This is a genomic window from Ruegeria sp. A4 (assembly GCF_056543025.1).
On the sequence record NZ_JBQGAW010000003.1, the window covers coordinates 283,523 to 304,388 of the forward strand.

The 20,866-nt window shown below is 57.7% G+C and carries 26 protein-coding genes; 12 read left to right on the top strand and 14 right to left on the bottom strand.

The window, feature by feature from the left end:
* Nucleotides 1-68 precede the first annotated feature (68 nt).
* A complete protein-coding gene (pncB, locus tag ACR0E2_RS12720) occupies nt 69-1,361 on the bottom strand; it encodes a nicotinate phosphoribosyltransferase (RefSeq protein ID WP_480446654.1) in 1,293 nt (430 codons plus the stop codon).
* A gap of 164 nt (nt 1,362-1,525) precedes the next feature.
* Here pncB and ACR0E2_RS12725 point away from each other — a divergent pair, with 164 nt between their 5' ends.
* Nucleotides 1,526-2,056 carry a hypothetical protein gene (locus ACR0E2_RS12725; RefSeq protein ID WP_480446655.1) on the top strand — a complete coding sequence of 177 codons (531 nt, stop codon included), beginning with the start codon at nt 1,526-1,528 and terminating at the stop codon, nt 2,054-2,056.
* Here the strand turns inward: ACR0E2_RS12725 and pncA are convergent.
* Nucleotides 2,053-2,646: a bifunctional nicotinamidase/pyrazinamidase gene (pncA, locus tag ACR0E2_RS12730; protein WP_480446656.1), complete on the bottom strand. Its 594-nt coding sequence runs from the start codon at nt 2,644-2,646 to the stop codon at nt 2,053-2,055. The genes ACR0E2_RS12725 and pncA overlap by 4 nt on opposite strands.
* A 95-nt stretch (nt 2,647-2,741) precedes the next feature.
* On the opposite strand from pncA, the gene trhO reads away from it, so the two are divergent.
* On the top strand, nt 2,742-3,647 hold the full coding sequence (gene trhO / locus ACR0E2_RS12735) for an oxygen-dependent tRNA uridine(34) hydroxylase TrhO (protein WP_480446657.1): 906 nt from the start codon (nt 2,742-2,744) through the stop codon (nt 3,645-3,647).
* A gap of 65 nt (nt 3,648-3,712) precedes the next feature.
* On the top strand, nt 3,713-4,222 hold the full coding sequence (locus ACR0E2_RS12740) for a potassium channel family protein (RefSeq protein ID WP_152459433.1): 510 nt from the start codon (nt 3,713-3,715) through the stop codon (nt 4,220-4,222).
* Between the two features lie 7 nt (nt 4,223-4,229).
* Here ACR0E2_RS12740 and ACR0E2_RS12745 read toward each other — a convergent pair whose 3' ends face one another.
* On the bottom strand, nt 4,230-4,559 hold the full coding sequence (locus ACR0E2_RS12745) for a hypothetical protein (protein ID WP_171117096.1): 330 nt from the start codon (nt 4,557-4,559) through the stop codon (nt 4,230-4,232).
* A 187-nt stretch (nt 4,560-4,746) separates the two neighbouring features.
* Between ACR0E2_RS12745 and betB the strand changes: the two genes are divergently transcribed.
* A complete protein-coding gene (betB, locus tag ACR0E2_RS12750; RefSeq protein WP_480446658.1) occupies nt 4,747-6,201 on the top strand; it encodes a betaine-aldehyde dehydrogenase in 1,455 nt (484 codons plus the stop codon).
* 580 nt (nt 6,202-6,781) lie between these two features.
* Here betB and ACR0E2_RS12755 read toward each other — a convergent pair.
* From ACR0E2_RS12755 to ACR0E2_RS12775, 5 genes are read right to left on the bottom strand one after another with little or no spacing between them, the layout of a single operon-like run.
* The gene (locus ACR0E2_RS12755) at nt 6,782-8,917 is read right to left on the bottom strand and encodes a hypothetical protein (protein ID WP_480446659.1); all 2,136 of its coding nucleotides are present in this window, start codon (nt 8,915-8,917) and stop codon (nt 6,782-6,784) included.
* Nucleotides 8,914-9,783, bottom strand: a complete 870-nt coding sequence (motA, locus tag ACR0E2_RS12760) for a flagellar motor stator protein MotA (RefSeq protein ID WP_171637362.1) — start codon at nt 9,781-9,783, stop codon at nt 8,914-8,916. Before motA ends, ACR0E2_RS12755 begins: the two co-directional genes overlap by 4 nt.
* A gap of 47 nt (nt 9,784-9,830) precedes the next feature.
* A complete protein-coding gene (locus tag ACR0E2_RS12765) occupies nt 9,831-10,415 on the bottom strand; it encodes a MotE family protein (RefSeq protein WP_480446660.1) in 585 nt (194 codons plus the stop codon).
* On the bottom strand, nt 10,412-10,888 hold the full coding sequence (locus tag ACR0E2_RS12770) for a hypothetical protein (protein WP_480446661.1): 477 nt from the start codon (nt 10,886-10,888) through the stop codon (nt 10,412-10,414). The genes ACR0E2_RS12765 and ACR0E2_RS12770 overlap by 4 nt, the downstream gene beginning before the upstream one ends.
* A 9-nt stretch (nt 10,889-10,897) precedes the next feature.
* Nucleotides 10,898-11,395 carry a flagellar basal body-associated FliL family protein gene (locus ACR0E2_RS12775; RefSeq protein ID WP_480446662.1) on the bottom strand — a complete coding sequence of 166 codons (498 nt, stop codon included), beginning with the start codon at nt 11,393-11,395 and terminating at the stop codon, nt 10,898-10,900.
* Between the two features lie 119 nt (nt 11,396-11,514).
* Here ACR0E2_RS12775 and fliF point away from each other — a divergent pair, with 119 nt between their 5' ends.
* The 4 genes from fliF to fliP are packed head-to-tail and all read left to right on the top strand — an operon-like array spanning nt 11,515 to nt 14,702.
* Entirely contained in the window at nt 11,515-13,098 is a 1,584-nt protein-coding gene (gene fliF, locus ACR0E2_RS12780; protein WP_480446663.1) for a flagellar basal-body MS-ring/collar protein FliF, read from the top strand.
* Nucleotides 13,098-13,694: a FliH/SctL family protein gene (locus tag ACR0E2_RS12785; RefSeq protein ID WP_480446664.1), complete on the top strand. Its 597-nt coding sequence runs from the start codon at nt 13,098-13,100 to the stop codon at nt 13,692-13,694. The genes fliF and ACR0E2_RS12785 overlap by 1 nt, the downstream gene beginning before the upstream one ends.
* Nucleotides 13,687-13,974, top strand: coding sequence for a FliM/FliN family flagellar motor switch protein (locus ACR0E2_RS12790; protein ID WP_480446665.1), 288 nt, complete (start codon nt 13,687-13,689; stop codon nt 13,972-13,974). Before ACR0E2_RS12785 ends, ACR0E2_RS12790 begins: the two co-directional genes overlap by 8 nt.
* Nucleotides 13,974-14,702 carry a flagellar type III secretion system pore protein FliP gene (fliP, locus tag ACR0E2_RS12795; protein ID WP_480446666.1) on the top strand — a complete coding sequence of 243 codons (729 nt, stop codon included), beginning with the start codon at nt 13,974-13,976 and terminating at the stop codon, nt 14,700-14,702. Before ACR0E2_RS12790 ends, fliP begins: the two co-directional genes overlap by 1 nt.
* A gap of 103 nt (nt 14,703-14,805) precedes the next feature.
* On the opposite strand, the gene ACR0E2_RS12800 is transcribed toward fliP, so the two are convergent.
* Nucleotides 14,806-15,405, bottom strand: coding sequence for an MlaC/ttg2D family ABC transporter substrate-binding protein (locus ACR0E2_RS12800; protein WP_480446667.1), 600 nt, complete (start codon nt 15,403-15,405; stop codon nt 14,806-14,808).
* Nucleotides 15,395-16,165, bottom strand: coding sequence for an MlaA family lipoprotein (locus ACR0E2_RS12805; protein ID WP_171230055.1), 771 nt, complete (start codon nt 16,163-16,165; stop codon nt 15,395-15,397). Before ACR0E2_RS12805 ends, ACR0E2_RS12800 begins: the two co-directional genes overlap by 11 nt.
* A 345-nt stretch (nt 16,166-16,510) precedes the next feature.
* Between ACR0E2_RS12805 and ACR0E2_RS12810 the strand changes: the two genes are divergently transcribed.
* From ACR0E2_RS12810 to ACR0E2_RS12825, 4 genes are read left to right on the top strand one after another with little or no spacing between them, the layout of a single operon-like run.
* Nucleotides 16,511-16,966, top strand: a complete 456-nt coding sequence (locus ACR0E2_RS12810) for a RidA family protein (protein ID WP_152459420.1) — start codon at nt 16,511-16,513, stop codon at nt 16,964-16,966.
* Nucleotides 16,963-17,730 (top strand): glycerophosphodiester phosphodiesterase family protein, encoded by a 768-nt coding sequence (locus tag ACR0E2_RS12815; protein WP_480446668.1) that lies wholly within the window; start codon nt 16,963-16,965, stop codon nt 17,728-17,730. Before ACR0E2_RS12810 ends, ACR0E2_RS12815 begins: the two co-directional genes overlap by 4 nt.
* Before the next feature lie 45 nt (nt 17,731-17,775).
* The gene (locus tag ACR0E2_RS12820) at nt 17,776-18,963 is read left to right on the top strand and encodes a GNAT family N-acetyltransferase (protein ID WP_480446669.1); all 1,188 of its coding nucleotides are present in this window, start codon (nt 17,776-17,778) and stop codon (nt 18,961-18,963) included.
* Nucleotides 18,960-19,253 carry a 4a-hydroxytetrahydrobiopterin dehydratase gene (locus tag ACR0E2_RS12825; RefSeq protein WP_152459417.1) on the top strand — a complete coding sequence of 98 codons (294 nt, stop codon included), beginning with the start codon at nt 18,960-18,962 and terminating at the stop codon, nt 19,251-19,253. The genes ACR0E2_RS12820 and ACR0E2_RS12825 overlap by 4 nt, the downstream gene beginning before the upstream one ends.
* Here ACR0E2_RS12825 and ACR0E2_RS12830 read toward each other — a convergent pair.
* The 4 genes from ACR0E2_RS12830 to ACR0E2_RS12845 all read right to left on the bottom strand — a co-directional run bounded on the left by ACR0E2_RS12830 (nt 19,250) and on the right by ACR0E2_RS12845 (nt 20,772).
* Nucleotides 19,250-19,558, bottom strand: a complete 309-nt coding sequence (locus ACR0E2_RS12830) for a hypothetical protein (RefSeq protein ID WP_171117123.1) — start codon at nt 19,556-19,558, stop codon at nt 19,250-19,252. The two genes, ACR0E2_RS12825 and ACR0E2_RS12830, sit on opposite strands and share 4 nt — an antisense overlap.
* A 21-nt stretch (nt 19,559-19,579) precedes the next feature.
* Nucleotides 19,580-19,927 carry an EF-hand domain-containing protein gene (locus ACR0E2_RS12835; RefSeq protein WP_170346724.1) on the bottom strand — a complete coding sequence of 116 codons (348 nt, stop codon included), beginning with the start codon at nt 19,925-19,927 and terminating at the stop codon, nt 19,580-19,582.
* 11 nt (nt 19,928-19,938) lie between these two features.
* Nucleotides 19,939-20,184: a glycine zipper 2TM domain-containing protein gene (locus ACR0E2_RS12840; protein ID WP_152459414.1), complete on the bottom strand. Its 246-nt coding sequence runs from the start codon at nt 20,182-20,184 to the stop codon at nt 19,939-19,941.
* A gap of 102 nt (nt 20,185-20,286) precedes the next feature.
* Complete coding sequence (locus tag ACR0E2_RS12845) at nt 20,287-20,772, bottom strand: peroxiredoxin (protein ID WP_224858240.1); 486 nt, start codon at nt 20,770-20,772, stop codon at nt 20,287-20,289.
* Nucleotides 20,773-20,866 lie beyond the last annotated feature (94 nt).

Below are 20,866 nucleotides of genomic sequence, written 5' to 3' on the forward strand. Positions count from 1 at the left end.
CAAATATTAGTAGCTATTTGGGTATTTTAGCACACGATAGACTTTTTTTTGCTAAAGAGTTTTAGGGGCTAAACCACAACCTTTATGGCTTCTTGCGCACCGACACCGAACACCCGCTTGTAGCGTTCGATCTGGTCTTTCGGACCCATCGCCTTTTCCGGGTTGTCCGACAGTTTCACCGTCGGGCGGCCATTGGCGGATACCGCTTTGCAAACCAATGAGAACGGTGCCAGCGCGTCATTGGGGACGAGTCCGCGAAAATCGTTGGTCAGCAAGGTTCCCCAACCGAAGGAAATATTGGCGCGGCCCGCGAACTGGGCGTGCAATTCCTGAATTTTCTCGACATCCAGACCGTCAGAGAAAATGATCCGTTTCCCTGTCGGGTCTTCGCCGCGTGCATTCCACCAGTCTATTGCGACCTCGGCCGCTGCTGCCGGGTCTCCGCTGTCGATGCGAATGCCGGTCCATCCCGCCAGCCAGTCAGGAGCATTGTCCAGAAACCCCTTGGTGCCATAGGTGTCGGGCAGGATGATGCGGAGGTTGCCGTCATGTTCGTCATGCCAGTCGCTGAGCACGTCATAAGGCGCCTGCGCCAACGCGTCATCCGTATCGGCCAGCGCGGAATAGACCATGGGCAGTTCATGCGCATTGGTGCCGATCGCCTCGACCTCGCGTCGCATGGCGATCAGGCAGTTTGAAGTTCCGGTAAAGGATGCGCCCAGCCCTTCGATCATCGCCTGCACGCACCAATCCTGCCAAAGGAAGGAATGCCGCCGTCTGGTGCCGAAATCCGCGATCCCAAGCCCGTTTATCGAGCTCAACTTTTCGATCTTTTCCCAAACCCGGGTCATCGCGCGGGCGTACAGTACCTGCAATTCGAACCGGCGCATGTCGTTCAGAACCGCGCGCGAGCGCAGCTCCATCAACACCGCCAGCGCGGGGATTTCCCACAGCATGACCTCGTGCCATTTGCCTTCAAAGGTCAGTTCATATTGGTCGCCTTTGCGTTCAAGATGATAGGGCGGCAGGCGCGAATTCTCGAACCACTCCATGAAGTCCGAGCGGAACATCTGCCGTTTTCCATAGAACATGTTGCCGCGCAGCCAGGTGCTTTCCCCGCGGCTGAGGCTGAGAGAGCGGATGTGATCCAGCTGTTCCCGCAGCTCTCCCTCATCGATCAAACGCGCCAGAGGTACGTGATTCGACCGGTTGATCAACGAAAAAACGACATCTGTTTGAGGCTTGTTTCGAAACACTGACTGGCACATCAGCAGTTTGTAGAAATCAGTATCGATCAAAGACCGTACAATCGGGTCAATCTTCCATTTGTGATTGTAGACGCGGGTCGCGATGTCGACCATGGGGAACTCCTGCGATTTCCGTAGTTAGATCAATCGACTCTGGAAATAGCAAGAGTCACTGATTTGTTGACAATGCCAGTTTGACGTCACAAAGCCGGCATATTGTGCATTGTTTTTACCGGTTAGTGAGAAGAGGGGATGGAAAGTCGAAACTGAGTTTGTGAATGGGTATCGAGTACGATTTTGATATTGTTAACGTAGCGCTGGAAGATCTGGACCCCGAAAAGCTGGGGTCTGCCTCTGATACGGAACGCCAGGTATGTGCGGTTTTCCGCGATATCAGAGCCGCGGACGCGTTGCGTGGAACATCGCCGAAAATCCGCAAGATTTTCATGGATGCCGGGTTCAGCCTCGAGTCGCGCAACAGCGGCATCGTGCCAGGTGTTTTTCCGGCCGAGGATCATGCGGATCGGGTGCGAATTCTGCGGTCGCTGTTTGACAACATCAGGACGCGTGGAATTCAGGGTGAATATTGCGGCGATTTCAACGTGTGGGATTTCCTGCATTATGTGCGAACCGCGCAACCCATGGCTGGGATCGTGCGCAGCCGACCGATGCGCGTTCCGTCACCTCCGCCAAATCAGACCAACCCGGAACGTCGCACGATACCGGGGCGCATCGGGTTCGCGCTGGGTCTGGCGGTTGTTCTGTTCGTGATGATCAAGCTTCTGGCCGCCGCAGGCGCCACACCTTAGGTCAATACGACGCCGGCATCCCGCATCGCCTGTTCGGCGGCTGCCAGCGAACCGTCCATATCAATCGCGCGGCACGCGCCCATGCGGACCGTGACATCGAAACCCAACCTGGCGGCATCTACCGCGGAATAACGCACGCAGTAATCGGTGGCCAATCCCACAAGGGTCAAACGGTCGATGCCGCGTGTATCCAAATAGCCTTTCAGGCCTGTCGGTGTCTGGTGGTCATTCTCGAAGAATGCGGAATAGCTGTCGATGGCACTGCGGAACCCCTTGCGAAGGATCAGGTCGCCATCCGTGCGCAAGTCGGGATGAAAACCGGCGCCGCGCGTGCCCTGCACGCAGTGGTCGGGCCACAGAACCTGTTGGCCATAGGGCATTTCGACCAGGTCAAACGGGTTTTTGCCATCGTGAGAACTGGCAAACGAAGAATGCCCCGCCGGATGCCAGTCCTGAGTCAGGATCACGGCATCGAATTCATCCATCATGGCGTTTATCGGTGCGACGATCTCGTCCCCTTCTGCCACGGCCAGTGCCCCACCTGGGCAGAAGTCGTTCTGGACATCGATCACGAGCAGGGCATGGGTCATGGCGGCCTCCTTTTACGCTCTATCGGTAGGCGGCGGCGCGCGGGGCGTCAATGCAATCCCTTGCGACTCTGGGTCTGCAAAGGTAGATCGCGCGTATGTACACAATCGCTGCCCTCTATCACTTTACACGTTTCGCGGACCCGGCCGCGTTGCGCGACCCCTTGCTGGACCTGTGCCGCGCGCAGTCTGTCACAGGTACGCTGCTGCTTGCCCAGGAAGGGATCAACGGCACGATCGCCGGCCCGCGGGCCGGAATTGACGCCGTGCTGAAACAAATCCGATCCCTGCCCGGTTGCGCTGATCTGGAGTGGAAAGAAGCGACCTCGGACCACCCGCCTTTCGGCAAGATGAAGGTGCGGCTGAAGAAAGAGATCGTGACCATGGGCCAGCCCGACGTGGACCCGCGCGCCCGTGTCGGCAACTATGTCGACCCGCAGGAGTGGAATGACCTGATCCGTTCTGATGATGTGGTGCTGATCGACACGCGAAACGATTACGAAGTGGCAATCGGGACGTTTGAAGGCGCAATAGACCCTGAAACAGCCAGTTTCCGCGATTTCCCGGCATGGTGGGAACAGAACAAGGACCGCTTTCACAACAAGCGGGTCGCCATGTTCTGCACCGGCGGTATCCGTTGCGAGAAATCCACCAACTACCTGTTGGGGCAGGGGGTCGAGGATGTCTATCACCTCAAAGGTGGTATCCTGCGATATCTTGAGGAAATCCCCGCCGAAGACAGTTCCTGGCAGGGTGAATGCTTTGTGTTCGACAATCGCGTTTCGGTTGGTCACGGGCTTGTTGAAGGGCCGCACAAGCTCTGTCATGGCTGCCGGCGTCCTATCCTGCCCGAGGATATGAAGCGCCCGGAATACGAGCATGGCGTTTCATGCCATCAATGCATCGATGAGACGTCCGATGCTGACAAGATGCGCTTTCGCGAGCGGCAAAAGCAGATCCTGCTGGCTCGGGAACGGGGTGAGGCGCATTTGCGGCAGGATTGAATTCGGGTTGCGGGCGTTGCCTTTAGGTCGGATGATTGCCCAAAAACCGGATTGAGGGGTCGTTCATGCACCGCAAACCCACGACATTGGACGAATGGAAATCGACCCTGATTGCGGCACTGGGGCTGGTCCTTGCCAGCTTCCTGGCCTGGTACGGCCTGTCCCGCCTGAGCGAGGCGGCTGCGGGTGACACGATTGGCACAGTCGCCTCGATCGGGCTATTGATATGGCTGGTGTCACAGTCCTGGTATTACATGACACAGGTGAAATCGCCCCGCAGGCTTTTGTTTCTGATGGGTGTTTCGTTCATACAGGTCGTTCCATTCCTGTTCGCCGCAGTTTACGGGGCCTTTGGGTATAACGACCACTGTGTCATCGGTGCGCAGGGTCCGGGGGATATCCTGTATTTTTCCTATGTTACCTTTACCACAGTCGGGTATGGCGACATGTCTCCGACCGGTCTGTGCCGTGGGCTCGCCGTGTCCGAAGCCGTAACAGGCTATATCCTGCTGGGGATGTTTGTTGCCGCAGCAGTTTCGCTTTACGCCCGCAACCACAATCCGGACAGACCCTAATTAAGGGCTATTTGTTGTGATCGATCCAGCGCGACATCATTTTCTTGTCGCGGAAACACTCGGATGGGATCGGGCGGCGCTTGCTGCGTGAAATCCGCTCGGCAAACGCGACTTGTTTTCCCGTCGGGTAATTGTCGAATTGCGAGGTCCCGCGTGGTTTGTGGGCAGAAATCCAGTCAGACAAAAGCCGCCGGTCGCGCTGTGCCTCAACCGGAATCTCAAGGGCTGACTTCTCGGCAATCGCACGCGCATACCGCATCTGCCGATCGGTCACCGGAAGCAGGTGATAGTCGTTGTTCGGCCCGTTCAGGGCGGTGGGGCGTGTTTGCTGGGCCATCGGTTTGTCCTCTGACTGTGTAGAACATAAATAGAACATTAACCAAAAATTTCAAGGTTTGCGGGGTTTGGCAGGCGTGAAACCGCCCCTTTGATGATTTTATTGACTGGTCAATCAATAACCGATAGGCCGATTTTCGACTGACCATTTGTCCCGTCCTGACGGGTGCGAAAGAAAAGGACACGGTATGAAGTTTCAGCCCCGGGCCAGCCATTTCATTGACGGCGAATATGTCGAAGATACAAACGGCGCGGCCATCGAAGTGATCTATCCCGCTACAGGCGAAGTGATTGCACGGTTGCATTCGGCGACGCCGGCGATCGTAGAACAGGCTCTAAACAGTGCAAAAAACGCTCAGGCAGCATGGGCGGCCCTGTCCGGGACGGAACGTGGCCGCATCCTGCGCCGCGCCTCTGATATCATGCGCGAACGCAATTACGACCTGTCCGTTCTGGAAACCCATGATACCGGCAAACCGATTCAGGAAACCACCGTGGCCGATGCCACCTCGGGGGCCGATGCGCTGGAGTATTTTGGTGGATTGGCCGCCTCTCTGACTGGCGAGCATATTCCGCTGGGCGGGGGTGATTTCGTCTATACCATCCGCGAGGCGCTGGGCGTTTGCGTCGGGATCGGCGCCTGGAATTACCCCACGCAGATCGCCTGCTGGAAAGGTGCCCCTGCACTTGCCTGCGGTAACACGATGGTATTCAAACCTTCGGAAACCACGCCCCTTTCGGCATTGAAAGTCGCCGAAATTCTTGTCGAGGCCGGCGCGCCCAAGGGCGTCTACAACGTGATCCAGGGGTACGGTGATGTCGGTGCTTCGCTGGTCTCTGATCCGCGCGTGGCCAAGGTCTCTTTGACAGGTTCTGTGCCGACGGGCCGCAAGGTCTATGCTGCTGCGGCGGATGGCATGAAGCATGTGACCATGGAACTTGGCGGCAAATCCCCGATGATCGTCTTTGACGACGCCGACATCGAAAACGCTGTTTCAGGTGCGATCCTGGGCAATTTCTACTCTTCGGGCCAGGTTTGTTCCAACGGCACCCGCGTCTTCGTTCAGAAAGGTATCAAAGAGGCATTCCTGAAACGCCTGTCGGAACGTCTGGCGCACGCGAAAATCGGCGATCCAATGGACGAGGACGTCAGCTTTGGCCCGATGGTCAGCGAGAACCAGATGAACATCACCCTAGGCTATATCGAAAAGGGCAAAGCCGAAGGCGCAAGATTGGTTTATGGCGGTGAACGGATCGAAAGAGACGGCTATTTTGTGCAACCCACGGTTTTTGCTGACGTCACGGACAACATGACCATCGCGCGCGAAGAAATCTTTGGCCCCGTCATGTCGGTGCTGGATTTCGAGACCGAGGAAGAGGTGATGGCCCGCGCCAATGACACCGAGTTCGGTCTGGCCGCAGGTGTCTTCACGAATGATCTGACCCGGGCGCATCGAATCGTGGCCGGATTCGAAGCTGGCACTTGCTATATCAACACCTACAACCTTGCCCCGGTCGAAGCGCCGTTTGGTGGATCGAAGATGTCCGGTGTCGGGCGCGAGAACTCGAAACTGGCGGTCAACCATTTCTCGGAAATGAAAACCGTCTATGTCTCGATGAATGATGTTGAGGCTCCGTACTGAATCAAGGACGGTTGTCCGCTGTTTTTGACGTCTCAGCTCCCGGTGCCCGGCACCGGGAGCTTAGGAAACGCCAGCCAGTGGCGTGCAATACTGCACTGGCAATACCGATGCCTGTCAGCGTGTCGGAAAAGGCGGGCTTGCAGAATTTGTGTCCAAAGACGTTGCCATCCCAAGCCGGATGGCCAGGTTTGATGAGGAGACACGTCCGCGATTTTTCTGACCACGGAACTCATTGAAGGCGCGGAACTTTGACCGCCGTATTTCGGATGTGGCGTCTCGTTTTCACGCATCTGCCGCAAATTCCACGGCACCGGTTGCTTTACGGGCGGTCAGCCGTCGTGACCTTTTTGGTTGAGGAACGTGGCCTGAAATTCGGCGGCCTGTTTTTCTGTGTCATGTCTGGAACACAACATCCTTGAAAGAAGTTGGAGCTTTTTTTCCATCCCCGCCTGATCGGGCGTTAGGATTGGACCCGCTTTGAAGCAACGTCGCCGGTTTGCCAGCGGTTGAAACGCATCGCAGGGAATACCGGGATCGGCGTTCACTTTGCCGGGTGCGGCCGGAACAGTCGCGATATACGTCATTTTACCCCAACTGCGTTCAACATCTCATCGATCCGCTGGCGGGCCGACTGGCTGTCCTTCAACAGGTTTTCCGCATCCGCCAGCGGCTTTTCCGCCAACCGCTCCGGCAGGTCAGACAAGGCTTGGGTCATTTGATTCAATGCCGCGTATTTCCCGCCCGCAGGTTCCAACCTTTCTTCCGATACTCCGGCCAGCCAGAAGTACCGGTTTGCCGCTTCGTTTTGTTCGAGATCTCGGAGCATATCGCCGGCGGCTGCAAAATCTTCTGTTGAAACCATCGCCTGCGCGCGCAAGGCGATCGCCTCTGCGGAATTGTTATCAGCCAGCTCCAGCAGGGCTTGATGAGGGCGCCCCGACAGCAAAGCGGCCCGAGCCCGCAACCGAGCCCGATCCGAGCGTCGAGACTGATCTTCCGGTCTGTTCGCCAGCGCGAATGTCTGCTGAGCAAAGCCCAGATCAGCAAGACGGCTTGCCAATGCAATTACAGTATCGGTTGTCAGCACTGCCGTCATGTCTGGCTGCATTACCTCCATCGTCTGGCGTAGAAAGGTTGCGTCGTCCGATCTCTCGGCAAGCAATTGCAGATGCCGATTGATCGCGCCGTCACTATCGGGTCCGGGTGGCTGCGCTTCGATCACGTCAAATGCGCGGTCGAATTCCTGGCTCAGGCTCAGAGCGATCGCATAGGTGCGGTTCATCATCGCGCCCAGCTCCGATCGTCTGAACTCGACCGCATAAGATGCCGCCAGATCAAGCTCCTGAGAAGAAACAGCTTTGCGTTCAGACCAACGTTTTTCCACCAGGCGCGCCAAAGCCAGCGGAGATTCAGCGGCGGCGTCGGTAGAGGTTATAACCTCGGTCAACAACTCTTCTTCACGGTCACTGTCCCCTTCCGCCTTGGCAACGCTGGCTTTGGCCTGAGCGACACTGGATATCGTTTCCGGTTCAATCCGGTCAACCGAACGAAGGATTCTGCGGGCAGCCTCCAGTTGTTGTGCGCTCACCAGTAATTTTGATAACCGCGGCCCCAGCTGGCGGCGAAGATGATCTGGCAGTCTTGAATACGCGTTTTCGATTGCTTCCACGTTTGCGTCAGGTGCCAGTTCCCCTTCGGACAACACAGCCCAAAGCGCGGCATCGCTGTCACATCGTTGCAGGTCGTTGAATGGATTCCTGGGCAGCGGCGGCCAGTTATCTACAACTCGGGCAATTGCCGCAACGGGTTCGAAGCCCTCTGGCGGCGTCTCCAACAGCCTCAAGACATTCAACGCTTCGGCTCCGAAGCCGAAAGAGGCGTAGAGCCTGGCCAGGTTCATGGCCTTTTCGCCGTCAAGTTTGTCAAACTCTTTGTACAGCCCGGAGCGGAGAGCTGACACCTGATCCGGAAAAGGCGTGTCCCCTGACCAGGACGCAAAATTCAGCTCAGCAGTCGAGATGCAGGCCGGTCTGTGGTCAATTGGTTGCAGTTCTGCGTTCAAAACACTCTGCAAATCGTCCAGAACCGTGGTCAGACGTAGGTTCGAACGCAATTGGGGCGGCACAACGCTTGTGCCGGACGGGGCGGTATTGCGTGGCCTGACCGGAGCAAGCTTCAAGTCCAGCAGCTTGCGATCGGTCCCTTGCAGAAGACGAGTGGACAGCTGGTCTTTTATTCCCTGCTCAATCATGGTGAGAAGCGGCAGATGCAACCCTGTCTCAACCGATGGCGGTTTGCCTTTGGCCGTTTTTCCGATCAAGGGTGGCGGTACATTCTCAAGAAGCGGCGGCAACAATTCCCCTGGCGCGATGTCCAGTACGATCATCGAGTTTCTGTACAGAAACGCCGACGCCACGCAGTCGCACCCGAACTCCAGCTCCAAAGCGCTGCCGGGGTTTTCCTGCGACAATGAGGCCAGGCGGTTCGTGGTCAACCGCCCAAAAACCGAGCTGGTTTTGAATGTCACGTCGTCCAGGGCAATGGTAAGGCTGGCGCCGTTCTTCCGTTGCGCCAGCACCCAGCGGGTATCCGGTGGCACGTCGAAAACCAGACGTGTGAATCCGTCATGCTCACCGGATCGCACCACCACGTCCTGTGCGGTCACGGCAGATGCAGCCGTGACCAAAATCGCAATCAGAAACCCGATGCGCTTCATGCCGCGGCCTGCTTGAGCTCTTTCAATGCGTCTTCCAGCTCGGAAAAGCCCGGGCGGTTATGGGTTGGGGTGTTCTGGCGTCCGACTTCAATGCACATGGCGGCATTGTGGTTGTGCAGATTGGCCACCAATACTTCCTTGATCAGCTGATAAAAGTGGTTGTCTTCTTCAACCACGGCTTTCAGTTTGCCTGCGAAGGGGCCGACCAGACCATAAGCCAGAAAAACGCCCAGGAACGTGCCTACCAGGGCACCCCCAATCAGCTTCCCCAGCACTTCGGGCGGTTGATCGATTGATCCCATCGTCTTGATCACGCCCAAAACCGCAGCAACGATCCCCAGCGCGGGCAGGCCGTCTGCCACTGTTTGAAGCGCATGGCTTGAGTGCATGGCGTGATGAAAATTCGCTTCCATGCGCTTCTCCAGAACCTCTTCAACCTGATGCGGATCGTCATAATTCATCGCCGCCGACCGCATGGTGTCACAAATCAGGTCGACGGCCTCCTTGTCTGATTGGATCTTGGGGTATGCGGAAAACAAGCTGGAGTTTTCGGGGTCTTCAATATGCTGCTCGACCTCAACAGGGTTGGCGCGGGCAATGCGGATCAACGAAAACAGAAGGCACAGAAGGTCACGATAGTCTTCGGGCTTCCATTTCGGGCCTTTGAACACCTTGCCCATGTCTTTGATCGTATGTTTCACGCCGCCCATGTCGTTGCTGATCAGAAAGGCTCCGACGGCGGCGCCGCCGATCATCATCATTTCGAAGGGAAGAGATTTCATGATGATGGTCATCTTGCCACCTGCCGCGAGATAGCCGCCGAAGACCATTACGAAGATGACAACAATTCCAACAATTCCAATCATTTGAGATCTCCAGATGAGTTCTGTGCGTTACCGGGCAACACGGGCGACTACTCCTGTGGGGCCGAGGCGTTGCGTCCGGCCATGACAACGCTGATCGTATAGGCCGCTTCGGGGCTCAGGCCCGCCAGCACGCCAGCCGCTGCGTCCGCCGGCATGCGGGACAGGAACCCTGCGGCAAAGGTCGGGTCCATGGTTTCAAACAACGCGGCTGCGTCCTTGGGTTTCATGTTCTGGTAAACATCTGTCAGGCGCGCCAGATCGTTCTCTGCCGCCTTGTCCGCAACCGCCAACGTGGCACGCAGGGCATCTTCTGCTTCCTTCAGTGCCGTCAGACGCGTTTCGACGGCCTGAGTTGCGATCTCCAGTGCTTTTTCCTGATCGCGCAATTCAGCCTCTCGCTGTTTGATGCGTTCCTCCCGGCGCAAAAGCTCTGCCAGTACAACCTGAACATCGCGTGTTTCGGACGCGGCAGGCTTGTTTTCCACTGCTTCGGGTGTCGCCGGTTTGGCGAGCGCGGGTCCTGCCTCCAAGCCAACGCGAATGGCTGCCGAGCCGATCATCAGCAATGAGATGACGGCAAGCACACCGCCACGCGGGCGTGTATCGTGTTTGGCGTTGCGCGCAAGGCTCATGCCTGCGCCCCGTTCTGCTTGCGGTCATGGCGGAAGAACATCAGGCCCTCTGGCGCCTTGGGTTGCTCTTCACGCGCACCAGTTTCGGCCGGTTCCGCGGCTTTCTCATGCTTGGTGCCCTGTTCCTCTTCAGGCTGGGGCTCGTCTTGGACAGGCTTTGCTTTTTCCGGGGCAGCAGCTTCTTCTTCGGGGATGACATCATGCAGAGATGCCATCATCAGCTCCAGGCGCTGAGCCACGGTCTCAGCCCTTTGCGTCAGCGCCTTCAGCTGATCCCCCGATTGATCAGAGGCATTTCGCGCGCTGTCCAGGGATTTCTTCAGCTCTTCTGCCTGGGTCGACAACACGGCCACCGCGCCACCGACGCCTTTTTCAAGATCGGTGAACCGCCTGAGGCGGCGCGACAGCACAAAACAATAAAGACCCGCGCCCAACGCACCGGCGACCAGCAAAATATCCGCAATCAGCTCCAATTTCGCCTCCTAATTCAGTACAAATTCCATCACCAGCACATCGCGAACGCGCCCTTCGCCAACGACAATTCCAATGCGTCGCAGCAGGTGACCTCGGATGCGCGTCAATGCCTGCGAATCCTCCAGGTCCTTCAATTCAACAGCTCGCAGGTATCCGTTCAGGACATCCATGATTCGTGGCTGCATTTTTTTCACATCAGCTATGTACGGCGCGTTAACTTCGAGCTGAGCGTGGAACTTCAAATGTCGCGAATTGCCGGAATTCACCGATACAACAACCGGCGGCAGATCAATGAACCCGACATCTGCCAGCGCTTTGGCAGGTTCCTCTTTCGCCTCGTCCTTGCCGGCCTCAACCGCGGCCTTGCCACCCAGCGGAATCAATCCGGATGACGTCAGGAAATACCCGCCCGCAGCGCCGGCGATGGCAAGAAGCATCCCGATCAGCATTCCCTTTTTCCCTTTTTTCCCGGTGGGTTCCGCCAGTTCGTCGGTTGCGTCGGTCATGACGTCCTCATTCATCCGTTCCGACCCCGTCATAACCGCGCAGGGACTAACCGATTGTTAAGAGCAATCGTCCAAACAGAGGGTGCGTCGGGCAGAATGCCGGCGAGTCGGAGGTGAGCGTGCAGCAGATCGGAACTGTCTGGGCTAATTTGGACAGGCGTAAACAAATCATCGTCGCCGGTGCGGTTGCGCTGGTGTTTCTGGGAATCCTTGGCTTGTCGCGCCTCGTGACGGCTCCGTCCATGACGCTGCTTTATGCGGGTCTGGAAAGCGGTGCCGCCGGGGAAATAGTACGCGCGCTGGACCAGCGCGGCGTCACATATGAAATCCGGGGCGGATCGATCTACGTATCCGGCGCGCAGCGCGACGAGCTGCGAATGACCCTGGCCAGCGAAGGCCTGCCCGCAAACGGCAACAAAGGGTACGAACTGCTTGATTCGCTAAGCGGGTTTGGCACCACCTCTCAGATGTTCGATGCTGCTTATTGGCGCGCGAAAGAGGGTGAACTGGCGCGGACGATTGTCGGAAGCCCGCATATAAGTCAGGCGCGCGTCCATATTGCCAACGGGACGGCAAACCCGTTTCAGCGCAGCGTGGCACCAACGGCTTCGGTCTACCTCGTGCCATCCGGGACCGAAATTACCGGGGATCAGGCCAAGGCCATCCGGTTCCTTGTTGCCTCGGCCGTCAGCGGCCTGACGCCCGAGAACGTGACGGTGATTGATTCGCACGGGGCCGTGATAGGCGGGCAGGATACCGCAGCGCCTGCGGACACTGCGGACGACAAGTCGCGCCAGTTGCGGGAACGTGTTCTGCGTCTGGTCGAGGCGCGTGTCGGTACCGGCAACGCCGTGGTCGAAGTCAGTGTCGATACCGAAACCAAGACGGAATCCATTCGCGAGCGGCGCTTTGACCCCAAAGGCCGCGTGGCGATCAGCACGGATGTCGAAGAACGTTCGGACAGCGCCCGAAACCAGTCATCGGATGTCACCGTGGCGTCAAACCTGCCGGATGGCGATGCGGCGGGTGGCGACGAATCGAATTCGACGGCTACCCAGACTCGTGAGCGGGTGAACTACGAAGTCTCCGAGACAGAGCTGGAAGTTCATAAGGCTCCCGGCGCGATCAAGCGTCTGACGGTTGCAGTTCTGGTCAATGGGAAAAGATCGGTGGACGCCTCCGGTGCCGAAGTCTTCACGCCCTTGCCCCGGGAAGAGCTGGCCGCTCTGGAAGAGCTCGTGGCGTCGGCAGTCGGGTACGATTCGGCGCGCGGGGACGTTATCACTCTGAAATCCATGGATCTGCCGTCGGTCGAACCACAGGGCACTCTGGTATCGTCGTCGCTCTGGCAGAACATCCATCTGGACGTCATGTCCTTGATACAGATGGCTGTGCTGGCTTTGGTTTCGCTCGTGCTGGCCCTGTTCGTGATCCGCCCGATCCTGACGAATGCAACACCGACACCGGCGCTGCTGGCGGCGGCAGGAGGGGCGGATTCGGATACCCTGGCGCTGACAGGTGAAATCGCTCCGGAGGAACCGGCAGAGCTCTCGACCCTGCCGGCAGAGCGTGGTGTTCCGGCTCTCGGCTCGAACGCCACTGAAGATCCTGTCGACCGGCTGCGCGCCATGATCGGTGACAAGCAGGAAGAAACTGTCGAGATCCTGCGCAGTTGGCTTGAAGAAGGTGAGGAGCGGGTGTGATGTCGATTGCCCATCTTCTTGAGGATTTCACCACCCAGACCGGTACGGGGCCTGTTCTGATCTTGAATGAGGACACGCTGGAAGAACAACGGCTCGCTGCCTTCGAAGACGGGTATGGGGCCGGTTGGGAAGATGCCTCGAGGGCGCAGGAGCAGAGCCGCAGCCAGATTTCGGCTGAATTGGCAAGGTCGCTTGAGGATATGTCTTTCACCTATCACGAAGCCATCGCCCGCATGACCCTGTCGTTGGAGCCCATGTTCACCAGCCTGGTTCAGACCGTACTGCCTGAGATGGCCGAGCGCGGCCTGGCAGCCCGCATTGTGGAGCAACTCTGTGAAATGGCGCGTTCGCGGATAGAGCAGCCGATGCAGATTTTGGTTCCGCCGGGATGTGCCGAGAGTGTCGCAACGCTGTTGCCGCAAGATCTGCATTCCACTCCTCAGGTGATCGAACACTCGGACCTGGAGCCGGGTCAGGCCCGCCTTCAGGTCGGCACGAGCCGGCGTGAGGTTGATTGCACCGCTTTGCTCGCCGCCATCGAACAGACCTTTGACGCTTATGTCTTTGAGACAAGAGAGGCTTTGTCCAATGAATGACACCCAGATCCCGAAATCTGAAAAACCCAACCCCTTCGACTCGGTCCCGATTGAAGTGACCGTTTCCGTTGGTCGTGCGCGCCCATTGATCAAGGACCTGTTGAACATGGGAGAGAATGCCGTGCTGACCCTGGACAAACGGATCGAAGATCCGGTTGACCTCTATGTTGCGGATCAGTTGGTGGCGCGCGGGCTGTTGGAAGAAATGGAAGGCGATCAGGCAGGGCAACTTGCAGTGCGCTTGACCGAGATTGCGGATTTGCACAACGGAATCGGTTGATGCGCTATGCAATCTGCCTGGCTTTGGTGGCCGTGTTGACGCCCTCACTGGCCGCCGCCCAGGATTTGACCTTGTCCTTGGGCGAGGGCGGGTCGATTTCCGCCCGGACAATCCAGCTGATTCTGCTGATCACAGTGCTGAGCATCGCTCCGGGGCTGGCGATCATGATCACCTGCTTTCCCTTCCTGATCACCGTTCTGTCGATCCTGCGGCAAGGGATCGGCCTGCAACAATCGCCGCCCAATATGCTGTTGGTCAGCCTGGCGTTGTTCCTGACCTATTTCATCATGGACCCGGTGTTTTCAGAAGCATGGGCGACAGGGATACGACCGATGATGGAAGAGACGATGGAAGTGGAACCAGCGTTGGAGCGCGCGTTGGAGCCGTTCCGGGCCTTCATGGCGGCCCGACTGGATGCGGACACGTTCTATGCCATGGCGGCTTTGCGCCCCGATGGTGAGGCTATGGAGTTGTCCGCACAAGCGCCATTGTCGGTCTTGATGCCGTCCTTCATGCTGTCGGAAATCGCACGGGCGTTTCAGATCGGGTTTCTGATTTTCCTGCCGTTTCTGATCATCGATCTTGTCGTGGCTGCTGTATTGATGTCGATGGGCATGATGATGGTGCCACCGGCCATCGTATCCTTGCCATTCAAGCTGGCGTTTTTCGTGATCGCCGATGGGTGGGCTTTGATTGCAGGCGCTTTGGTGCGCAGTTACATGCCGTGAGCTCGACATGTAGCCGCGGCGCGCCGAAAAAACAGGTGGTCAGACGCCTCTGTCCCACTGTTGTTAAAGGCGTAACTCAATGCGTGGCCGCAAGTGAAACGGATCACCCTGTCTTTTTCAGGTCTTTGATCAACTGGTCCAGGTTGCCTTTGCGGGCATCCAGCATCGCGCCGATTTCGGTGCGTTCGGTCAGCAACAAATTCACGCCTTCGATGAACATGTTGTAGAATTTTTCACGCCCAGACTTGTCCGAAACAAGGAACGTCACATCAAACGGCGCCGAGCCGCGCAACTTGACAATTGTGCGCACTTCATATCCGGCCTTGATCTTGCGTGCATTGCGCACGTTGACCTCACCGCCAATGAACTCGCGGAAGCGGCGACCATATTTGCGGGAGATATAGCCCTGAAAAGCCTTGGTGAATTGCCTTAGCTGGGATGGGGTGGCCGTACGGGCATCGGCACCGAGGGCATAACGCGCCATGATCGGGACGTCGGCATATTGCACAAAGATCTTCTCGAAATCACGCAGCATCGCATTCTCTGACTTGCCCGATGCGATAACCCTGTTGATGTCGTTGACCACACTGTTGACCAGTGCCTTGGCTGATGCCTCGGTCTGGGCAAATGCGGATTTGGGCAGGACCGCCAAGGCCAGACCAGCTGCGACAAAGCTACGGCGGTTCAACTCGTTATTCAGCATAGGGGTCCTCGTATGGGTCTAAATAGGGGTCCCTGACAGGGTCTGTACCGGTTTCGGCATAGGGGTCGGAATACAAATCCAGATAGGCGTCTTCGTCATCTCTCGCCAGTTCGAAGCGGCGGTTTTGCAGATAGATCAGGCGGGCCTGCGCATAACTGTCTGCGCTTTCATACAGAATCGAGTCCACGGTATCCGAGAACCGCCCACGATCGCCCATGCGGCGAACGACTTCGGCATAAACGCCCAGATTGTCGGCGGGCCGGACCGGGGTAAAATTGATCGGATTCGAGAACAGGTTGATCACGACCCCGATGGCATCCCTTTGGGTCGACGGGCCATAGAAAGGCAGTTCAACATAAGCCCCTTCACCGACCCCCCAGACGTGCAGGGTCTCACCGAAATCAGTATCGACGGGCGGCAGGTTCAGCTCATCTGCGGGCGCGGACAGGCCAAAGCCGCCCACGGTCATGTTGATCACAAAGCGCAGCAGCGCATTGCCCATCTGTTTCGGGTTGCCCTGAAGCAGGTAGTCGACCGCTTGTCCGGGCAGCGAGATGTTTTCGGCGAATGTGCTGAAACTGGTGACCATGGGATCAGGAACGATCTTCACGTACCCTTTCGACGCAGGTCGAAACAGAAACCGGTCAACGCCCAGATTGAACTTGTGAATTCCCCGGTTCGCGTTTTCGTAGGGGTCAAACACGTCGCTGCGTGCGGCGCCCTCGGGCGGTGTCGTTGCACAGGCGGACAGAATGGCCATGAGCGACAGGACAACCAGGTGTTTCAGGCAAAATCTGCTCGACACGATCTTTGCTTCTCCCAAATGCCCGACATCCGTTCTGTCGGGCCAACAATCACAATTCACCAATACTAACACGCCGGTAAGGCACAAGTTCTTGTCACATAGTCGTTTCAGGTCTCAAATGAAACACCTAGCGTGTAACCTGTTCGTCAGGTCCGGGTAAAGCAATTGAGCATCTGCAAGTCATAATAAGTAAAGATATGCTCAGATCGCATGCAAGACGGAATTTGCCGCATTCCGTCTTTCCACGGATGTGCTTCCCGGTTAGCGTCCGGCAGAGTCAATCAGGGAAGGACCCTCTCAATGAGCATCGCTGCAAAATTGGAAAGCCTCGGTGTCACGCTGGGCGACGCACCCGCGCCAGCGGCAAATTATGTGCCGTATGTACGTGTGGGCAATATCGTGTACGTGTCCGGCCAGATATCGAAATCAGACGAGCTGATCACCGGCAAGCTGGGCGATGACATGGATGTCGAAGCCGGAGCCGCAGCGGCGCGGGTCTGCGCGATCAATCTGTTGGCACAGGTCAAGGCGGCCTGTGGCGGAGATATCGACAAACTGGTGCGTGTCATTAAGCTGACCGGTTTCGTGAACTCGACCGCAGATTTCACTGCGCAGCCGCAAGTGATCAACGGCGCATCCGACTTTCTGGTCGAAGCGCTGGGCGACGCCGGTCGCCACTCGCGCTCTGCCGTAAGTGCTGCGTCGCTGCCTTTGGGCGTGGCGGTCGAGATAGAAGGCATTTTCGAGATCGAATGATACCGCCCCTGCCAGCTGCGTTTTTGCAGGCCCCGATTGCTCATCGGGCGCTGCATGACGTCTCGAACAACCGCCCGGAAAACAGCCGGGCGGCCATTCGTGCCGCCATTGATGCCGGATACGGGATCGAGATCGACCTTCAGCTGACATCTGATGATCGTGCCGTCGTATTCCATGATTACGACATGGGGCGTCTGACCGGCCAGCCCGGGCCGATCCGGCAGGTGTCGGCGGCGGCGGCGTCCGAATTGACCCTTCTGTATGGTGATGACGGCATTCCAACGCTTGATGAGGTGCTGGATATGGTCGCAGGCCGGGTGCCGCTTCTGATCGAGCTGAAGGATCAGGACGGCGTTATGGGTATGAATATCGGTGCCCTCGAGCACGACACCGTGCGCGCATTGCAGGGCTATGACGGCCCGGTGGCCCTGATGTCCTTCAATCCAAACTCGGTTGCGGAACTGGCGCGACTGGCCCCGCATCTGCCGCGCGGCATCACGACTTGCGCCTATGAGCCCAGTGTCGAGCTTCTGCCGCAGGACGTCTGCGACACCCTGCGCGACATTCCTGATTTTGAACGTGTCGGGGCCGGTTTCATCAGCCACGAGGCGGAAGATCTTTCCCGCCCGCGTGTGGCCGAACTGAAGGCGCAAGGCGTGCCGATCCTGTGCTGGACCGTCCGAACGCCCGAACAAGAGGCAGAGGCCCGCATGGTTGCCGACAATGTGACCTTCGAAGGGTATCTGGCTGCGCATTCAGCTTGAACCCTGCCGCTTCGGTCACAGATAAAGGGCTGGTGCGGAGGAAACATGGATCAGGCCCAAATCGAAGTTCAGGTCATTGGGTCTCTGTCGCGGATTTCAGCGGCCGAGTGGGATGCCTGCGCCTGCCCCGAGACCGCCGATGGTGGACGGCCCCTTGATCCCTTCACCACGCATCGCTTTTTGCTGGCGCTTGAGGAAAGCGGCTCGGTCGGGCGCGGTACGGGTTGGCAACCGCAATACCTGACCGCCTTTCTTGACGGGATCCTGATCGCAGCGGCCCCTATGTATGCCAAATCGCACAGCCAGGGCGAATACATCTTTGACCACAGCTGGGCCCATGCCTATGAAAGCGCAGGCGGGCGGTATTATCCCAAGCTGCAAATTGCGGTGCCGTTCACACCCGCCACCGGGCGGCGGTTTCTGGTGCGCCCGGGCTATGACAGGATCGGAATGTCGGCTTTGGTGCAGGGTGCCGTTCAACTGGCGGCCGACAATCAGGTTTCTTCGGTTCACGTGACCTTCTGTACAGAAGCCGAGGCATTGGCGGGTGAGCAGATGGGGCTAATGCTTCGCAGCTCGCAACAGTTTCACTGGCTGAATGATGGCTACGCCGAATTCGATGACTTCCTTGCGGCCTTGTCCTCACGCAAGCGCAAGAACATCCGCAAGGAAAGGGCGCAGGCCAATGGCTTTGGCGGTGAAATCCGCACATTGACGGGCGATGACCTGCGCCCGGAACACTGGGATGCGTTTTGGCGGTTCTATCAGGACACCGGGGCGCGAAAATGGGGCTCACCCTATCTGACGCGCCGGTTTTTTGACATCGCACAAGAGACGATGGCGAATGACATGGCCCTGGTTTTGGCTGAACGGGATGGTCATGCCATTGCGGGTGCGCTGAACTTCATAGGCCGCGAAACGCTTTTTGGGCGGTATTGGGGCTGCATTGAACATCATGCCTGCCTGCATTTCGAACTGTGCTACTATAGGGCGATAGATTTTGCCATTGCCCACGGTCTGGCCCGGGTGGAAGCGGGCGCTCAGGGCGAACACAAGCTGGCGCGGGGCTATTTGCCGACGCGCACGCATAGCTTGCACTGGGTCGGCGATCCGGGTTTTGCCGATGCCGTCAAAAAATATCTGGACGCCGAAGGCCGCGCAGTGGGAGAAGAGATCGAGATTCTGACGGATTACGGCCCGTTCAGGAAATCGAACCCGGAGGAACAGCAATGACTGAACTTTTGTCCGCCGAGACCCGTGGCCCGCTGCTGGATCCGCTGTTCAAAAACGGCTGGACCATGGTCGAAGGCCGCGACGCGATCACCAAGACCTTCATTTTCGACAACTTCGTGCACGCATTTGGCTGGATGACGCAAGTGGCGATCTGGGCCGAGAAATGGAACCATCATCCAGAATGGTCCAACGTCTACCGCACGGTTGAGGTGGTTCTGTCCACCCATGACGTAGGTGGCCTGTCGTCACTGGACGCCAAGCTGGCCCGAAAGATGGACAGCCTGTGCTAGCGGTCGTTGCCTGACCCCTGGCCACCGGCAAGCGACGCAGCCGTGCCCATCTGCTTGAATTCCGCAGGTGTGACGGTGCCATCGCTGACATCGATGGACCGTGGAATGCCAGTGGTCTTGTTCCCGATCTGGCGCACGCTGCGCGCCGCTGGGTTGATATCCAGACACCGGTTTTCATAGCAGGTCAGGCCAGACGAATTGATCTGGATGCGGACCTGTCCGTCCGGCCCCGTCACCACGGGAGCTTGCGGAACGTCACAGGCCGCGGCCAGTGCCAAAGCACCCATTCCGATCCATTTCTTCATAGCAAGCTCCTTCAAGCGGGCTTAGTCCAGTTGACCATTGCCGTTCTGGTCTGCCGCGCCGAAATCTTCATTCATCTGTGCATCATATTCCGATCTTGAGATAAAGCTGTCCTTGTTGCGGTCAACATTCTGGAACTGCTTTATGTCCAGAAACGGCTTGGCCTCGGCCTGACCCAGTGTGCCGTTCTTGTCTTCGTCCATGGCCTGAAACGCATAGTCCGAAAAAGCGTCGAACTCGTCTTTGGACAGGAACCCGTCATTGTTTGCGTCGATGGCATTCAATTCTTTTTCATGCAGCTCGGCCACGGTTTCGGCATTGGTGGCCGAGGCCAGGAATGCAGCTGTGAATACAAAAATCGCCCGTTTCATGTCCAATCTCCTCAGCATGCAAATCTTTGGCCTTCAATGCCACCGGCGGCAGCACCGGCTGCGGTCAGGATCGTCTTGCCCGATCCGCCGCCGAACTGGTTGCCGATTGCACCGCCGATCAAGGCGCCGCCCAGTGTGCCGCTGAGGCAGGCAATCTCGTGCTGTCGTGCGGCTTGCTGTTGCGGGGTTGGGGCCGGACCGCAGGCTGCCAAAAGCGCTGCGCCGGTCAGGATGGATGAAAACACCTTAAGTTTCATAAAAATCTCCCCAATTTTGTGCGACGAGTATTCGCGCATTGAGGCAGTGCTTCAAGTAAAATTGGGTTCACGCGGCCCCGGACAGACCGGGGCCGCCCAAATTCAGATCACCTCCAGCAGACCTTCGCCCGCCGAGATCCCGCAGGCACCGGGGTTATCTTCCAGGTTCAGGGCCGTGATCTTGCCGTCCTCGACCAGCATCGCATACCGTTTCGAGCGTGCGAACAGGCCAACGGGCGGGGCGTCGAAATCCATGCCGATGGCTTTGGTGAATTCTGAGGCCGCGTCTGAAACCATGGTCAGTCCGGCCGCGGTCGCGCCGGTGGATTCACCCCAAGCCTGCATGACGAACGGGTCGTTGACCGACAGGCACATGATCTCGTCCACGCCCTTGTCGTCGAACTGCTTTTTGGTGCGAATGAAGCTTGGCACATGTGCGGTGGTGCATGTGCCGGTATAGGCGCCGGGCACAGCGAAGATGACAACCTTGCGCCCTTTGGTCTTGTCTGAAATCCGAACTTCCTCCGGCCCGTCGGCCCCCATCTGGATCAGTGTGGCTTCGGGCAGAGTGTCTCCTGTTGAAATCATTTTTCAGCTCCTGTCGTTTGGATTTGCAGAATTGGGCTAAGCCGCAATATAGGTGGTCAAATCAGAGAGACCACGGGAAAACTGCAGGGTGGGC

Bases quoted from the DNA above. Each gene is read 5' to 3' on its own strand.
- pncB (WP_480446654.1), bottom strand. From the start codon at position 1,361: ATGGTCGACATCGCGACCCGCGTCTACAATCACAAATGGAAGATTGAC.
- ACR0E2_RS12725 (WP_480446655.1), top strand. From the start codon at position 1,526: ATGGGTATCGAGTACGATTTTGATATTGTTAACGTAGCGCTGGAAGAT.
- pncA (WP_480446656.1), bottom strand. From the start codon at position 2,646: ATGACCCATGCCCTGCTCGTGATCGATGTCCAGAACGACTTCTGCCCA.
- trhO (WP_480446657.1), top strand. From the start codon at position 2,742: ATGTACACAATCGCTGCCCTCTATCACTTTACACGTTTCGCGGACCCG.
- ACR0E2_RS12740 (WP_152459433.1), top strand. From the start codon at position 3,713: ATGCACCGCAAACCCACGACATTGGACGAATGGAAATCGACCCTGATT.
- ACR0E2_RS12745 (WP_171117096.1), bottom strand. From the start codon at position 4,559: ATGGCCCAGCAAACACGCCCCACCGCCCTGAACGGGCCGAACAACGAC.
- betB (WP_480446658.1), top strand. From the start codon at position 4,747: ATGAAGTTTCAGCCCCGGGCCAGCCATTTCATTGACGGCGAATATGTC.
- ACR0E2_RS12755 (WP_480446659.1), bottom strand. From the start codon at position 8,917: ATGAAGCGCATCGGGTTTCTGATTGCGATTTTGGTCACGGCTGCATCT.
- motA (WP_171637362.1), bottom strand. From the start codon at position 9,783: ATGATTGGAATTGTTGGAATTGTTGTCATCTTCGTAATGGTCTTCGGC.
- ACR0E2_RS12765 (WP_480446660.1), bottom strand. From the start codon at position 10,415: ATGAGCCTTGCGCGCAACGCCAAACACGATACACGCCCGCGTGGCGGT.
- ACR0E2_RS12775 (WP_480446662.1), bottom strand. From the start codon at position 11,395: ATGACCGACGCAACCGACGAACTGGCGGAACCCACCGGGAAAAAAGGG.
- ACR0E2_RS12785 (WP_480446664.1), top strand. From the start codon at position 13,098: ATGTCGATTGCCCATCTTCTTGAGGATTTCACCACCCAGACCGGTACG.
- ACR0E2_RS12790 (WP_480446665.1), top strand. From the start codon at position 13,687: ATGAATGACACCCAGATCCCGAAATCTGAAAAACCCAACCCCTTCGAC.
- fliP (WP_480446666.1), top strand. From the start codon at position 13,974: ATGCGCTATGCAATCTGCCTGGCTTTGGTGGCCGTGTTGACGCCCTCA.
- ACR0E2_RS12800 (WP_480446667.1), bottom strand. From the start codon at position 15,405: ATGCTGAATAACGAGTTGAACCGCCGTAGCTTTGTCGCAGCTGGTCTG.
- ACR0E2_RS12805 (WP_171230055.1), bottom strand. From the start codon at position 16,165: ATGGCCATTCTGTCCGCCTGTGCAACGACACCGCCCGAGGGCGCCGCA.
- ACR0E2_RS12810 (WP_152459420.1), top strand. From the start codon at position 16,511: ATGAGCATCGCTGCAAAATTGGAAAGCCTCGGTGTCACGCTGGGCGAC.
- ACR0E2_RS12815 (WP_480446668.1), top strand. From the start codon at position 16,963: ATGATACCGCCCCTGCCAGCTGCGTTTTTGCAGGCCCCGATTGCTCAT.
- ACR0E2_RS12820 (WP_480446669.1), top strand. From the start codon at position 17,776: ATGGATCAGGCCCAAATCGAAGTTCAGGTCATTGGGTCTCTGTCGCGG.
- ACR0E2_RS12825 (WP_152459417.1), top strand. From the start codon at position 18,960: ATGACTGAACTTTTGTCCGCCGAGACCCGTGGCCCGCTGCTGGATCCG.
- ACR0E2_RS12830 (WP_171117123.1), bottom strand. From the start codon at position 19,558: ATGAAGAAATGGATCGGAATGGGTGCTTTGGCACTGGCCGCGGCCTGT.
- ACR0E2_RS12835 (WP_170346724.1), bottom strand. From the start codon at position 19,927: ATGAAACGGGCGATTTTTGTATTCACAGCTGCATTCCTGGCCTCGGCC.
- ACR0E2_RS12840 (WP_152459414.1), bottom strand. From the start codon at position 20,184: ATGAAACTTAAGGTGTTTTCATCCATCCTGACCGGCGCAGCGCTTTTG.
- ACR0E2_RS12845 (WP_224858240.1), bottom strand. From the start codon at position 20,772: ATGATTTCAACAGGAGACACTCTGCCCGAAGCCACACTGATCCAGATG.